We start from the raw sequence: 14975 nt of genomic DNA, 5'->3' as shown, positions 1-14975 counted from the left end.
GTCGATGGTCTCGCGAGAGAGATCGCTCACCGGTCCATCGTCGCGACGTCCACCAGCGGTGTCCACAGGGCGACGAGGCCGGTACGGGGTGAGCGGCAGACGTCCACATCCGGGTCGGTGCTAGGACCGCAGGGCCGGTCCCGGTAGCGTTCCGGGAGCGAAGCAGGCCTCAGCGGCACGGAGAAGGAGCGCGAGAGAACGACATGGCGGGCTCCAAGAAGCGCGGTCGCAGCCTGGTCCCGGGCCTGATGAAGGGCATGGCCACCACCGCCCGGACCATGACGCGGCCGGCGCACACCCAGCAGTACCCCGACGTGAAGCCGGACCTCCCGCCGCGCTCGCGAGGTGTGATCGCCCTCCTCGCCGAGAACTGCACGTCCTGCATGCTGTGCGCGCGCGAGTGCCCGGACTGGTGCATCTACATCGACTCCCACAAGGAGACGATCCCCGCCGGGCCGGAGGGCGGCCGCGACCGTCAGCAGAACGTCCTGGACCGCTTCGCCATCGACTTCAGCCTGTGCATGTACTGCGGCATCTGCATCGAGGTGTGCCCGTTCGACGCCCTCTTCTGGAGCCCGGAGTTCGAGTACGCCGAGCTGGACATCCGCGACCTGCTGCACGAGAAGGACCGGCTGGGGGAGTGGATGCCGACCGTTCCGCCGCCGCCCGCCCTCACGGCCGGCGCGCCCGAGGCGACCGAGGTCGCCGCTGCGAACAAGCCCGCCCGCACCCCGCGGACCCGTACAGGTCCTGCCGCCGCCGGTGGACCGGACGCGGCTGCGACCGCGGCCAGCCCACCCGCGCGTCCCCCTGAGCGTCCCCCTGCTGCCGATGACGGGACGGCCCCGTGACGACCCACGACGTGCTGTTCCTGCTCGTCGGGCTGATCACGGGTGCGAGCGCCGTGCTGTCGGTGACGACCAAGCACCTGGTGCACGCCGCTCTCTGGCTCGTCGTGAGCCTGGGCGCCCTGAGCGGCTGCTACCTCGTCCTGGGTGCCGAGCTCGTCGCGCTGGTCCAGCTGCTGGTCTACGTGGGCGCGGTCGTGGTGCTGGTGCTGTTCGCGCTGATGCTGACCCACGCGCCGATAGGGCGCTCGACCGCCCATGACGGCAGCGTCACCCAGCGGGTGGCCGCGCTGATCGCCGGTGCCGCGACGGCGGCCCTGCTCGCCGCGACGCTGATCAGCGCCTTCGGCGGCGAGGTGGACGTGCAGGGCGGTTCGACCGGACTCCTGGCCCAGCGGTTGTTCGGCACCTGGGTGTGGCCGTTCGAGCTGCTGTCGCTCCTGCTGCTCATCGCTCTCGTGGCCGCGCTGGCGCTGGCCCGCCTGGCCACCTCTCCCGGCGACGCGGTGGACGCCGTCGCGACGGCGCCCCCGGAGCGTGAGCCCATCGCGAGCCGGACGGAGGCGTCGTGATCCACCTGGAGCTCCCGCTGCTGCTCGTCGCCGTCCTCGCCGGCACGGGCGTCTACGGCATCCTCGCGCGGCGCAACGCCGTGCTCGTGCTCATCGGAGTCGAGCTGGTCCTGGCCTCGGCCGGCCTGCTGATGGTGACGATGGGTTCGACGCTCGCCGACCCGCTGCGCGCCGGCCACGTCCTCACGATCTTCGTCATCACCATCGCGGCCGCCGAGATCGCCGTCGCGCTCGCGCTGGTGGTCGCGGTCTTCCGCGCCCGCGGCGACATCGACGTCACCCGGGCGGGTGAGGTCGACTCGTGAACCTCGGTATCGACGCCCCGGTGCAGCCGAGTCACCTGGCGATCCTGCTGCCGGCACTCGGCGCGGTCGTCACGCTGGTGCTCGTCCGGCGCAGCTCCCGGCTCGCGGCGACGATCGCGATGGGCGCGAGCTTCCTCGGCCTGTTCGGCGCGTGCGCGCTGCTGGCGCAGCAGGTCGAGGGGGACGTCGCCCGCTCGCCGCGCACGATCGGCGACCTCGCGCTCGGCGGAGGCGTCACGGCCCCGCTGCGACTGCTGGTCGACGACTGGTCGGTGCTGGTCTGCGTGGCCGTGGCGCTCGTCGCGTTCGTCGTGCAGACCTTCGCCCGCTGGTACCTGTGGACCGACCCCCGCTACCGCCAGTTCGCCGCCACCGTCGGGCTGTTCACCGCCGCGATGCAGCTGGTCGTCCTCTCCGGCGACCTGGTCCTGACCCTCGTGGGCTGGGAGCTCATGGGCTGGTGCTCCTACCTGCTGATCGGCCACGAGTCCGAGCGCGAGAAGGCGCGGCGGGCGGCGTACAAGGCGTTCCTGGTCACCCGGTTCGCGGACGCGCCCCTCCTGGTCGGCATCGCAGCGCTGGCGGTCGGCGCGCGCAGCACCGACATCCCGACCGTCCTGCGCTTCTGGCTGACCGAGCCGCACGCCAGTGCCACGACGCTGACCGTCGCGGTCCTCGGCATCGTCTGCGGCGTGCTCGGCAAGTCGGCGCAGATCCCGTTCCAGGACTGGCTGCCGGACGCGATGGAGGGCCCGACGCCCGCGTCCGCCCTCATCCATGCCGCGACGATGGTCGCCGCCGGCACCGTGGTCCTGGCCCGGCTGCTCCCGCTCGTCCAGCACGCCGACCACGTCCGGCTGCTGCTCGTCCTCCTGGCGGGCGGCACGACGGTGGTCGCCGCCCTGCTCGCGTTCTTCCAGCAGGACCTCAAGAAGCTGCTCGCCTGGTCGACGGTCAGCCAGGTCGGCATCATGCTGACCGCGCTCGGCGTCCTGCCCGTCGGCTCCGGGCCGGACACCGCGATCACCCACCTGATCGGGCACGCGGCGTTCAAGGCGCTGCTGTTCCTGATGTTCGGGTGGGCCACCGTGCTCGTCGGCGGCACCGTCGTGCCGCGCATCTCCGGCGTCGTCCGCCGCTACCCCGAGCTGCGCCGGATGCTGGCGGTCGGGTTCCTCGCGCTCGCCGGTGTCCCGCCGCTGGTCGGGTTCGTCAGCAAGGACCTCATCCTCGACTCCGCCGCCCACCACGCCGCGGACGGCGACGGCCCCGCTCTGCTCGGGCTGGTCCTGCTCGGCATCACGACGGTGCTGACCGCGGCGTACGCCATGCGCGCGTGGCTGATCGTGCACCACAGCACCGTGCTGGAGCGGCGCGACGACCGCGAGAGCTTCGAGGACAGCTACTCGGTGGAGAACGTCGGCATCGTCGAGCTCTTCCGCGACTCCCCGCAAGTCGACGAGTGGGGGCGGGAGATCCCGGTGGCGGACTGGGTGGCGTCCGCGGACCACGACCTGGAGCCGCAGCCGGGCCTGCTGCCGTCCACCGGCCTGCTCATCCTGTCCTTCCTCAGCGTCGTGGGCGGTGCCGTGGTCGCCAGCCCGCTGCTCGACCTGGACTGGCAGAGCCCGGACTGGCTGCTGATCGCCGCCGCGCTCCTGCTGATGGTCGCCGCGGCGCTCCTGGTCCGGGTGGCCTCGCTCGGCACGACGTACGGCGACGCGTCCGAGCGGCTCCCGCAGTCGTGGCGGCTGCTCGCCTCGCGAGGCCTGGGCGTCGACGACGCGTACGTCGGCCTGGTCGTGCGCCCGGTCCTCGCCCTCGCCCGGACGGTGGCGAGCCTGGACGCCCGCCTCGACCGCGGCGTGGAGGCCACACCCGGCCTGATCCGTTCGCTCGGCGACCGCACCTCCGGCGTCCACACGCGTCGTCCCACCAGCGGGCTGCTCGCGGTGGTCGGCGGCGTCCTCGTCGTCGGTGTCCTGGGGGTGGCGCTGTGGTAGCCGTGCTGCTGTGCGCGATCGTCGTCCCGGTCGTGACCGGTGCCCTGCTGATCACCGGTGACCGGTTCAGTCCGGCCGTCGGCGCCCTCACGTCGTGGGTGGTCGCGGTGCTGGGCTCGGTCGTCACCGCCGCCTGCGTCGTCCTCGCGGTGTGGCGCCGCCCCGAGCTGGACCACGAATGGGTCCCGGCGATCGGGATGCGCCTGCACCTGGCCGTCGACGGCATCAGCGCGCCGCTGCTGCTGCTCACCGCCGCGCTCGGCGTCCTCGTGGTGCTGCACGCCCGCGTCGAGCCGCCCACCCGGACCGGGCACGGCACGTACCTCGGCTGCCTGCTGCTCGTCACCGGTGGGGCGATCGCGACCTTCCTCGCCCGCGACGCCATCCTGTTCTTCCTCGCGTTCGAGATCGTGCTCGTGCCGATGTGGTTGCTGATCAAGGGGTTCGGCGACCCGAAGCACCGGGCGAGCGCGTCCGCGAAGTTCGTCCTCTACACCGTGCTCGGCTCCACCCTGATGCTCGTCGGCATCCTCGGCACGGTCTACCTCGCGGGCACCGCGGACATCGACGGCCTGGTCGGCGGGGCGGGGCTGTCCACCACCCAGCAGACGGTGCTCGCGGCGATACTCCTGATCGGCCTCGGCATCAAGGTGCCGCTGTGGCCGCTGCACTCCTGGCTCCCCGCCGCGCACACCGCCGCGCCGACCGGCGGCTCGGTGCTGCTCGCGGGCGTCCTGCTGAAGATGGGCACGTACGGCATCGCGCGGCTGGTCGTCCCGGTCCTGCCTGCGGGCGTCGAGCGGCTCGCGCCCGTGGTCGGCGTCCTCGCGGCCGTCGGCATCCTGTGGGGCGGCCTCGTCTGCCTCGTCGAGCGCTCCCTGAAACGGCTCATCGCCTGGTCCTCCGTCGCCCACATGGGTTTCGTCGTCCTCGGCCTGATGAGCGGCACCCGCCTCGGCCTGCAGGCCGCGCTGTTCGGCAACATCGCGCACGGCATCGTCTCGGCGTTGCTGTTCTTCGTCGTCGGCGGGCTGAAGCAGCGCTGGGGCGGGGACGACCTCGCCGTCGCCCGCGCCTCGCTGCGGGACACCGCCCCGCGGCTCGGGTTCGCCCTGGTGGTGGGCATGGCCGCACTGCTCGGCCTCCCCGGACTGGCCGGGTTCTGGGGTGAGCTGCTGGCCGTGGCGTCGGTCTGGAACCCCGACGGCTCCCGTCCGGTCCTGCTCTTCCGGGTGCTCGCCCTCGCCGCAGCGCTCGGCACCGTGCTGGCCGCGGGGTACGCCCTGCGGGTGCTGCGCGTCGTCTGGGCCGAGGGCTCGCCCGCCGAGCAGGCCGCCGCTCCGGGGACGCCCGAGGCAGCACAGGCACCGCGGCCGGCGCCACGACCGGTCGACGCCGACGGGTACGAGTGGGCCGTCGTCGGCGTGCTCGTCCTGGGTGCCGTCGCGCTCGGGGTGCTGCCCACCGTCCTGCTCGACTCCACGGAGCCTGCCGTGCTGCACCTGCTGGAGGTGGCGGCGCGATGAACGTCACCCTCGACTACGGCGTTCTCGCGCCGGTCCTGATCCCGGCGCTGGGCGCCGTCCTCGTGCTGCTCGTCGACGCGGTGCTGCCGCGGCTGGGCCGCTGGCACTGGGCGATCGCGGCCGTCCTGCTGATCGCGGGCGCCGCGGCCTGCGTCCCGGCGTTCCTGTCCGGGAGCGACGCGCGCCGCACCCTGTGCCTCGACGCCACCCAGTGCCTGTACGTCGCCGACCGTCCGGGCTCCGCGCTGCAGACCGCGACCCTCGTCTCCGCGGCCGTCGTCGCGCTGCTGGTCCTCCCCGTGCGCTCGCCCGCGGACCGTACGCCGATCGCCTCGGCCCTGGTCCTCACCGCCGCTTCCGGCGGGGCCGGCGTCGCGGCCGCCCGCGACCTCGGGTCCTGGCTGGTGCTGATCGAGCTCGCGACCATCCCGACGGTCGCCCTGGTGGCGTTCCGCGCGCGTCGTTCGGCGGTCGACGGAGCCCTGTCCCTGCTGACCACCTCGCTGGTGTCCTTCGCGGTGCTCGCGCTCGGGGCAGCCCTGTGGTTCGCCGCGACCGGCTCCGCCCTGCTGGACGGCGACGCCGTGCTCGCCGCGGCTGCGGACCCGCAGGCCAAGCGCGTGCTGGTGCTCGCGGTGGTCCTCATCGTCGCGGGCCTGGGCTTCAAGCTCTCGCTAGTCCCGTTCCACGCCTGGACCCCCGAGGCGTACGCGGGTGCGTCCGTCCCGATCGGTGCGTTCCTGGCGGTGACGTCCAAGTTCGCCGCGCTCGCGGCGCTGCTGGTGGTCCTGCGCGGGGTCACCGTGCTCGGCGCTCCGGCGCTGCAGGCGATCGCGGTGGTGGCGGCGGTGTCGATGACTCTCGGCAACGTCATGGCGCTGCGGGAGTCCTCCGCGCTGCGTCTGCTGGCGTGGTCGACGGTCGCGCAGGCCGGCTGGGTGATCCTGCCGCTCGCGACGGTCGCGCGCGGTGCCGTCCGGGCCGCCACGGGCTACCTGCTGGTGTACGGCCTCGCGACGATCGTCGCCTTCGCCGTCGTCACCCTGGTCGCGCACGCCGAGGGTCGTGGGCGGGTGGTGGGCCTGTCCTCGTACGCCGGTCTGTTCCGCCGTCGTCCGCTCGCCGCCGTCACCCTGGCGGTGGCGCTGCTGACACTGGCGGGTCTGCCGCCGAGCGTCGTCGGCCTGGTGGCCAAGGTGCTCGCGCTGCGGCCGGTCGCCGCGGACGGCCTGTGGTGGCTCGCGATCGTGGCCGCGGTCAACGCGATGCTCGGTCTGGCCGTCTACCTGCGCTGGATGCTCGCGATGGCCGGCACTCCGGCGCCGGACACCGTCGACGACCGGCCGCACCGGCTGCACCTGGCCCTCGTCGTTCTCGGGCTCCTCGCGCTCGGGGTGACCAGCGTCGCCCCGCAGCTCCTCCTCGGCCTCGCCGGCTGAGGACGCAGCCCGCGCGGAACAGAGCAGCGGTCCTGATCGTTTCCTGGACATGCACCGCCATTACAACGGCCTGAAGACCGCTGCCCTCTTCGGCGGCATCTGGGCCCTCCTGCTCGGCATCGGGGCCCTCATCCAGGGCGGCCGGTTCATCTGGCTGTTCGCCCTGATCGGCGTCGGCACCACGTTCTACGGCTACTGGAACAGCGACAAGCTGGCCATCCGCGCCATGCGCGCGCAGCCGGTCAGCGAGGCCGAGGCGCCCGCGATGTACCGCATCGTGCGTGAGCTCTCCACCCGCGCCGGCAAGCCCATGCCCCGGCTGTACATCTCCCCGACCCAGGCGCCGAACGCGTTCGCCACGGGCCGCAACCCGCAGAATGCCGCCGTCTGCGCCACCGCCGGCATCCTGGACCTGCTGGACGAGCGAGAGCTGCGCGGCGTGCTCGGCCACGAGCTGATGCACGTCTACAACCGCGACATCCTGACCTCCTCCGTGGCGGCCGCGATCGCCGGCGTCATCACCTCGGTCGCCCAGATGCTGATGTTCATGAACATCTTCGGCGGCGGCAGCGACGAAGACCGTCCGAACCCCCTCGCCCTGCTGGCCATGTCGCTGCTGGCGCCGATGGCCGCGACGGTCATCCAGCTGGCGATCAGCCGCACCCGCGAGTACGACGCGGACGAGGACGGCGCCAAGCTCACTGGCGACCCGCTCGCCCTCGCCTCGGCGCTGCACAAGCTCGAGACCGGGGTCGCCCGCGCGCCGCTGGCTCCGGAGCCGGCCGTCGTGAACGCCTCGCACATGATGATCGCGAACCCGTTCCGAGCCCAGGACGTCTCGAAGCTGTTCTCGACGCACCCGCCCACCGCCGAGCGGATCGCGCGGCTGGAGGGCATGGCGCGCAGCCAGATCGGCTGATCGACAACTCAGCGGCCGTGGGGCGCGTGCAAATGAAAGAGTGGGGCTCATGCCCTCGCTCACACTGCAGGAAGCGCAACGGCGCGCGAGCCTGATCACCGTCAGCGCGTACGACGTCCGTCTCGACCTCGACCAGGGGACGGAGACCTTCGGGTCGACGACGACCGTGACCTTCACCTGCCGTGAGCCGGGTGCCGAGACGTTCATCGACGTCAGTCCGGTCCAGATCGAGTCGGTCCTGCTCAACGGCGAGCCGGTCGAGGCGGCGCTGGAGAACAACCGCGTCGTGCTCGCCGACCTGGCCGCGGAGAACGAGGTCGTCGTCCGCGCCACGATGCGCTACAGCCGGGACGGGTCCGGGCTGCACCGTGCGGTCGACCCGGCCGACGACAAGGTCTACCTCCAGGCGCTCAGCGCGCCGGCCGACGCGCCCCGCTGGTTCGCCTGTTTCGACCAGCCGGACCTCAAGGCGCCGTTCGACATCGAGGTGGCGGTGCCGCAGGCCTGGGTGGCGTACGGCAACGGCGCGGCCGAGCGCGTCGACGAGACGCACTGGCGGCTGGCGACGACGCCCCCGCTGGCCCCGTACTACGTCACCCTGGTGGCCGGCGAGTACGTCAGCGTCACCGACGAGCACGACGGCATCCCGCTGGCGCTGCACACCCGCGCCTCCCTCGAGCGGCAGCTGCGGGAGCAGGCGCCCGAGATGCTGGAGATCACCAAGGAGTGCCTGGACTACTACCGGGACGCCTACGAGATCGAGTACCCGTACGGCCAGTACCACCAGGCGTTCGTGCCCGAGCTGCCGCCGGGTGTCGGCGCGATGGAGAATCCCGGCTGCGTCACCTTCCGGGACCAGTACGTCTTCGTCGGCTCCATCAGCGAGGCGCAGCGGCTGGAGCGCGCGAACGTCATCGCCCACGAGATGGCGCACATGTGGTTCGGCGACATGGTCACGATGCGCTGGTGGGACGACCTGTGGCTGAACGAGTCGTTCGCCGAGTACATGGCCTACCGGGCCCTGTCCGAGGCCACCCGGTTCACCGACGCGTGGGTCAACTTCGGAGCGGCGCGCAAGAGCACCGGCTACACCAACGACCGGTCGCCGGCGACGCACCCGATCGCCGGTATGCCGGCGCCTGACGTCAGCTCGGCGCTGCAGAACTGCGACATGATCTCCTACGCCAAGGGCGCGAGCGCACTGCGCCAGCTCGCCGCGTACCTGGGTGACGACGCCTTCCTCGCGGGCGTACGGACCTACCTGCGCGACCACGTCTGGGGCAACGCCACGCTGAGCGACTTCCTGCGGGCGATGGCCTCGGCGAGCGGCCGCGACCTCAGCACCTGGTCCCGCGCGTGGCTGCAGACCGCCGGCACCGACACGCTGCGTCTGGACGTCGCGGCGCAGGACGGTGCCCTCACCGAGGTGACGCTGCGGCGGACCCCGCCGTCGGACTTCCCGGCCGAGCGGCCGCACGTCCTGGACCTCACCGGCTTCACCGACGGCGAGGTCGTCCTCTCCGAGCAGGTCGAGCTCAAGCAGCCCGAGCAGCGGATCTCCTCCTTCGCCGGGGCGACCGCTCCCGCGGTGCTGATCCCGAACGCCGCCGACCTCACCTTCGCGGCGGTCGTCTATGACGAGGCCACCACGGCGGCGCTGCCCGAGCAGCTGCCGCTCATCCCCGACGCGCTGGCCCGCTCGGCCGTCTGGGCGGCTCTGGACAACGGCGTGGCCCGCGCCCAGGTGGACCCCAGGACGGCGCTGGAGATCGCCGTCTCCTCGCTGCCGAGCGAGCAGAACGCCTCGATCCTGGAGCTCGTGGCACGTCGGGCCGGTGAGCTGTACTGCGACCTGTACCTGCCGGAGGCGGAGCGCGCGCACTGGAGCGACCGGCTGGCCGACGTCGGCCACGGCCTGCTGGCCACCGCCGACCCTGCCGGCACCACCGCCCTCACCGCCGCTCGGCTGGTCGCCCGGTCCTCCTCCGACACGGCGTTGCTGCGCCGGTGGCTCGCCGACGAGGACCGCCCGGAGCAGCTGCGCGGCGACACCGAGTTCGGCTGGGCCGTCGCGGTCCGGCTGGCGCGGCTGGACGAGCTGGACGCGGCAGAGATCGACCGCCTCGCCGAGCAGGACAACACCGTCTCCGGCCACCTCAGCGCCCTGTCGGCCAAGGCGGTGCGGCCCACGGCGGAGGCGAAGGAGTGGGCCTGGGACCAGGTGTTCGGCGAGTCCGACCTGTCCGCCGAGGAGCGGGACGCGGTGGCCGGCACGTTCTGGGTGACGCCCGAGCCCGCCCTGGTGCAGCCGTACGTCGAGCGCTACTTCGGTGCGATGAAGGACCTGTCGCGCACGATCACCGGCTTCTCACTGATGTCGCTGGCGTACGTCGCCTACCCGCTGGCGGTGGTGGAGCCGCTGACCCTCAAGCGCACCCGCGCGGCCGTGGCCAACACCGATCTGCCGGCCGTCCTGGGCAAGGTCTACACCGACATGAGCGGCCGGCTCACCGAGGTGCTCGCGTCGCGCGAGGCGTTCCCAGCGTTGAGTGGGGTTCCCGCGTGACGTCGCTGCTGCGTACGGAGGCCCACGCGCGCGCCGCGCTGCTCGACGTCACCGGGTACACCGTCCACCTCGACCTGGACACCGGTGAGGAGACGTTCGAGTCGACGAGCACGATCGACTTCACCTGCCGCGAGCCGGGCGGGTCCACGTTCCTGGACCTCGACGCGGTGCGCGTCCACTCGATCACCCTGAACGACGACCCGATCGACCCCTCCCGGATCGACGGCCGACGCCTCACGCTGACCGACCTGCCGGAGCGGTGCACGCTGCAGGTGCGCGCCACGATGGCGTACAGCCGGGACGGGCAGGGCCTGCACCGCGCGGTCGACCACGCCGACGGACGTCACTACGTCTACGGGCACCTCTTCCTGGACGCGGCGCCGAAGGTGTTCGCCTGCTTCGACCAGCCCGACCTCAAGGCGCCGTACGACGTCACTGTGCGCGCCCCGCAGGACTGGATCGTGCTCGGCAACGGTGACCCGACGCGGACGTCACCGGGGGAGTGGCGGCTCTCCACGACCAAGCCGCTGGCGACGTACTTCGTCACGGTCTGCGCCGGTCCGTACGTCTCGGTGCACGACGAGCACCGCGGAGTCCCGCTCGGCGTGCACGTCCGGGCGTCGCTGGAAGATGAGCTGCGCGAGCAGGCACCGCAGATCCTCGAGGTGACCAAGCAGTCGTTCGACTACTACGACCAGCTGTTCGGGGTGCCGTACGAGTACGGCGAGTACCACCAGGTGTTCGTGCCGGAGTTCAACGCCGGCGCCATGGAGAACCCCGGCTGCGTGACGTTCCGCGACCAGTACGTCTTCCGGGGCGCGTACACCCGCAACGACGTGATGACCCGCAGCAGCACCATCGCCCACGAGATGGCGCACATGTGGTTCGGCGACATGGTGACCCTGCGCTGGTGGGACGACCTGTGGCTGAACGAGTCGTTCGCCGAGTACATGTCGCACCGGACCCTCGACGCCGCAACGGAGTTCGCGGAGAGCTGGGTCGACTTCGGCATCGTCCGCAAGCTGTGGGGGTACGGCGTCGAGCACACGCCGTCGACCCACCCGGTGGCCGGCGGCGAGGCACCCGACGCGGCGTCGGCGCTGATGAACTTCGACGGCATCTCCTACGCCAAGGGCGCATCTGTGCTGCGCCAGCTGATCGCGTTCATCGGCGACGAGGCGTTCGTGGCCGGCATCCGTGCGTACCTCGCCGAGCACCGCCACGGCAACGCCGCGTTCGCCGACTTCCTGTCCGCCATGGAGCGGTCGAGCGGGACGGACCTGCAGGATTGGGCTCAGGCCTGGCTGCGTACCGAGGGCCGCGACACGATCGCCGTCCGGCTCGACGAGCGTGACAGCGATGGCGAGGTGAGCTCGGCGACCGTCACCGTACGCTCGCCGCAGGACCACCCGGCGCACCGCCCGCACCGGGTGGACGTCGCCGGATACGCCGGCGAGGCAACGGTTCTCACCGGCGAGACGACCGCCTGGGCCGGTCAGCCGGCGACCGTGGAGGTCACGGCGAGCGGACGACCCGATGTCCTGGTGCCCAACGCCTCCGACCTGACCTGGGCCATGGTCGAGCTCGACCCGGCGACGCAGGCGGCGCTGCCGGACCACCTCGCGTCGGTGCCGGACGACCCGGCGCGGGTGGTCGTCTGGGGTGCCCTCCTGGACGGCGTCCGTACGGCGAGCGTCGATCCTCGCCACGTGCACCGGGTGTTCATGCAGGCCTGGCCGCTGGAGCGCTCCCTGACGATCCTGGCGACGGTGCCGCGTCACCTCGGTCCGCCGGTGCTCAGCGCCGTCCGGCAGGAGGAGCAGGACGGCATCCGGGCCGACCGTGCACACGCCGCGCAGCAGGTGCTCGACCGGCACCAGCCGGGGTCGCCCGAGTCCCTCGTGGCGGCGCGGCTGCTCGCGGCCACGACCAGCGACACCGACCTGCTGCGCGCCTGGTCGCACGGAGAGCAGCTGCCGGTGGGCCTCGAGAGCGACGACGACATCCGCTGGGCGGCGGTGACGAGGCTGGTCGTGCTCGGCGAGGCCGGGGACCGCGAGATCGACGCGGTCCACGAGCAGGACCGGACGATGAGCGGTGACCGTAACGCGTTGCGCGCCAAGGCTTCTGCGCCGACGGATGCCGCCAAGTCGTGGGCTTGGCAGCAGATCACCGAGCAGACCGGGCGCTCCAACTACGAGCTCAACTTCCTCGCCACCGGCTTCTGGCGCACCTCGCAGCGAGACCTGCTGGAGCCGTACGTCGACCGCTACTTCGCGGACGTGCCCGCGATGGTGCAGTGGGTCGGTGAGGACGCCCTGCAGCGGGTAGCGGAGCTGACGTTCCCGTGGCCGGTGGTCACCCCGGCGACCCGGGACGCGGCCGACGCGGCGCTGGCTCGCACGGACCTCTCACCGGCGGTCCGCCGGGCGATGGTCGACGCCCGGTCGCACCTCGACGACGCGCTGCGCTCTCTGGAGCGATTCGCCGGATGAGTGGCTCCGTCAGCTGGGGCATCCACGTCGAGCCGCTGGACGGCCCGGGCGGTGAGCCGTGGTGGTCGGAGACCCCTGACGAGGTGCTGCGTACGGCGTCGGTGGGCAAGCTGATCCTGCTCGCCGTCATCGCCGAGCGGATCGCCTCCGGCGAGCAGGATCCGACCGAGCGACTTCGCTGGGACAGTGGTGAATTCGTCCGCGACTCCGGCTTGTGGCACGCACTCGACCAGCGTGACCTCTCGGTGGTGGACGCGTGCCGGCTCGTCGGCGCGGTGAGCGACAACCTGGCGACCAACGTGCTGCTGCGCCACGTCGGGCTGGACGCAGTGGCGAGGTTCGCGAGCGAGCACGACCTGGCGCCGATGGCGTTGCTGGACCGGGTCCGTGAGGCCCGCGACCCGTCGCAGCCCGGCGTCGCGCCGACGCTGTCCCGCGCGTCCGCACGCTCGGTCGTCCGGTACCTCCGCCTGCTGCACGACGGCACCGTCCAGCCGACGGTGCGCGACTGGCTGGCGCTCGGAAGCGACCTGTCGATGGTCGCCGCGGCGTTCGGTCTCGACCCGCTCGCGCACGCCGACCCGGATCGAGATGTGCTGCTGCTGAACAAGACCGGCACCGACAGCTCCGTACGGGCCGACGTCGGTCTCGTCACGCTCGGTGGACGCACCGTCGCCTACGCTGTCCTGGCCAGCTGGGAGGGCGACGCCGATCATCGTGATGAGGTGCTCGCTCGGATGCGCCTGATCGGGCGGGAGATTCGTCGTGCAGGACTGGAGACGGGACCGGATCACCGCGGCCTATCGGGGTGAGAACCCGACGGTCCTCGCCCGACTGCCCGAGTCGTTCGCGGTCATCGGCGACGTGCAGTGGCTGCCCGGCTACTGCGTCCTGCTGACCGACGACCCGGCGGTCGGCCGGCTCACGGATCTGCCACGCGAGCAGCGCCTGGCCTACCTGGAGAGTGTCGAGCGCCTGTCCACTGCGGTCGAGCAAGCCTGTGCGTCAGCGGATCCCGCGTTCCGCCGCGTCAACATCGAGATCCTCGGCAACACCGACCCGTACCTGCACACGCACATCTTCCCGCGCTACGAGTGGGAGCCCGCCGACATCATCGGCGGCCCGGTCTGGTGGTACCCACGGGAACGGTGGAGCGACCCGACCACTGCGCTCGGCCCCCAGCACGACCCGTTGCGCGCCGCGATCGCCAGTCGCCTGACCCGGACCACGGACGTGCAGGAGGACCCCGCCCCGCGCAGATGATGGGCACGCGGCTCCACCAGGAGTACGTTCAGGCCCATGACCACCGCGGTCCGTGCCCAGGTCGTCGACGACCTGCTGGAGCACGACGAACCCTCGATCCGCTGGTTGACGCGAACGACGGTCCTGCACGAGGACGACGGCTCGCCGGCCTGTGTCCGGTTGCGAGGCGAGATCCGCGAGTCCGTCCGGGTCCGCGCACTGCTCGACGGTCACGCCGAGCTCCGGCCGGACACCTACGGCAAGTGGCGTGGGGCGCACTGGGTGCTGGCCCATCTGACCGAGCTGGGGTACCCGTCGGGGCAGGCGGAGGTCCAGCCGCTGCTGGACGAGGTGCTGACCGCGTGGACGGCCCCGTACTTCCGCCGCTCGCAGGTGCTGATCGGCCGGTCCTCCGGATCGGTCGTGCCCGTCGTCGCCGGACGGCACCGCGTCCACGCGTCGCTGCAGGGCAGTGCACTGCTGTCGGCCGTCCGGCTCGGGCCGCAGGACGAGCGGGTCGTGACACTCGCCGGCATGCTGCGGCGCTGGCAGTGGGACGACGGCGGCTGGAACTGCGACCGGCACACCCACGCGATCAGCAGCTCGGCCCACGAGACCTGGTTGCCGATGCGCGGCCTGCACGCCTATGCCGTGGACGCCGACGACGAGACCGCGGCGGGGGCGGCCCGCCGCGCGGCGGAGGTGCTGCTGGCGCGGCGGGTCGTCCTGCGGCGCTCGTCGGACCAGCCCGGCCATCGCGACTGGTTGCGCCTGCGGTACCCCGCGTACTGGCACTACGGGCTGCTGGTCGGACTCGTCGCGCTGGACGAGCTCGGTCTGCTCCGCGACGAGCGGTGCGCCCAGGCGCTGGACCTGCTGGAACAGCAACGACTTCCGAGCGGGTGGTGGTCGGCCCAGGGGCGCTACTACCGCGGCGTCGGGACGGAGCCCGGAGCGTCCATCGACTACGTCGACTGGGGAGCGGCCGATCGGCGGACGCCGAACCCCTGGGTGACGGTCAAGGCGCTCGCGGTCCTCGCCGCCGCGGGCCGGCTCTGAG

12 protein-coding genes are annotated in these 14975 nt (G+C 72.3%); all 12 read left to right on the top strand.

Annotation, left to right across the window (positions count from 1 at the left end; all coding sequences use genetic code 11):
• Nucleotides 1–203 precede the first annotated feature (203 nt).
• Genes P4R38_RS09765 through P4R38_RS09710 form a run of 12 tightly spaced genes read left to right on the top strand, consistent with a single transcriptional unit; the run spans nt 204 to nt 14974 of the window.
• Nucleotides 204–851: a NuoI/complex I 23 kDa subunit family protein gene (locus P4R38_RS09765; protein ID WP_277191982.1), complete on the top strand. Its 648-nt coding sequence runs from the start codon at nt 204–206 to the stop codon at nt 849–851.
• On the top strand, nt 848–1420 hold the full coding sequence (locus tag P4R38_RS09760; RefSeq protein WP_277191981.1) for an NADH-quinone oxidoreductase subunit J family protein: 573 nt from the start codon (nt 848–850) through the stop codon (nt 1418–1420). Before P4R38_RS09765 ends, P4R38_RS09760 begins: the two co-directional genes overlap by 4 nt.
• Nucleotides 1417–1725, top strand: coding sequence for an NADH-quinone oxidoreductase subunit NuoK (nuoK, locus tag P4R38_RS09755; protein ID WP_275237614.1), 309 nt, complete (start codon nt 1417–1419; stop codon nt 1723–1725). The genes P4R38_RS09760 and nuoK overlap by 4 nt, the downstream gene beginning before the upstream one ends.
• Nucleotides 1722–3728: an NADH-quinone oxidoreductase subunit 5 family protein gene (locus tag P4R38_RS09750; protein WP_277191980.1), complete on the top strand. Its 2007-nt coding sequence runs from the start codon at nt 1722–1724 to the stop codon at nt 3726–3728. Before nuoK ends, P4R38_RS09750 begins: the two co-directional genes overlap by 4 nt.
• Nucleotides 3722–5254, top strand: coding sequence for a complex I subunit 4 family protein (locus tag P4R38_RS09745; RefSeq protein ID WP_277191979.1), 1533 nt, complete (start codon nt 3722–3724; stop codon nt 5252–5254). Before P4R38_RS09750 ends, P4R38_RS09745 begins: the two co-directional genes overlap by 7 nt.
• Nucleotides 5251–6693, top strand: coding sequence for an NADH-quinone oxidoreductase subunit N (locus P4R38_RS09740; RefSeq protein ID WP_277191978.1), 1443 nt, complete (start codon nt 5251–5253; stop codon nt 6691–6693). Before P4R38_RS09745 ends, P4R38_RS09740 begins: the two co-directional genes overlap by 4 nt.
• A 49-nt stretch (nt 6694–6742) precedes the next feature.
• Complete coding sequence (htpX, locus tag P4R38_RS09735) at nt 6743–7612, top strand: zinc metalloprotease HtpX (protein ID WP_275237618.1); 870 nt, start codon at nt 6743–6745, stop codon at nt 7610–7612.
• Nucleotides 7613–7661: 49 nt separating this feature from the next.
• Nucleotides 7662–10178, top strand: coding sequence for an aminopeptidase N (gene pepN / locus P4R38_RS09730; RefSeq protein ID WP_275237619.1), 2517 nt, complete (start codon nt 7662–7664; stop codon nt 10176–10178).
• A complete protein-coding gene (gene pepN, locus P4R38_RS09725; RefSeq protein ID WP_275237620.1) occupies nt 10175–12673 on the top strand; it encodes an aminopeptidase N in 2499 nt (832 codons plus the stop codon). The genes pepN (P4R38_RS09730) and pepN (P4R38_RS09725) overlap by 4 nt, the downstream gene beginning before the upstream one ends.
• Entirely contained in the window at nt 12670–13485 is an 816-nt protein-coding gene (locus tag P4R38_RS09720) for a serine hydrolase (RefSeq protein WP_277191977.1), read from the top strand. The genes pepN (P4R38_RS09725) and P4R38_RS09720 overlap by 4 nt, the downstream gene beginning before the upstream one ends.
• Nucleotides 13439–13936 carry an HIT family protein gene (locus P4R38_RS09715; protein WP_277191976.1) on the top strand — a complete coding sequence of 166 codons (498 nt, stop codon included), beginning with the start codon at nt 13439–13441 and terminating at the stop codon, nt 13934–13936. The genes P4R38_RS09720 and P4R38_RS09715 overlap by 47 nt, the downstream gene beginning before the upstream one ends.
• A gap of 36 nt (nt 13937–13972) precedes the next feature.
• Nucleotides 13973–14974 carry a hypothetical protein gene (locus P4R38_RS09710; protein ID WP_277191975.1) on the top strand — a complete coding sequence of 334 codons (1002 nt, stop codon included), beginning with the start codon at nt 13973–13975 and terminating at the stop codon, nt 14972–14974.
• Nucleotide 14975: the final 1 nt, after the last annotated feature.

It is taken from the genome of Luteipulveratus flavus (genome assembly GCF_029439465.1).
Taxonomy (GTDB): Bacteria; Actinomycetota; Actinomycetes; order Actinomycetales; family Dermatophilaceae; genus Luteipulveratus; species Luteipulveratus flavus.
Note: the sequence above shows the minus strand (reverse complement) of the source record. Positions and strands in the feature narration are given on the sequence as shown.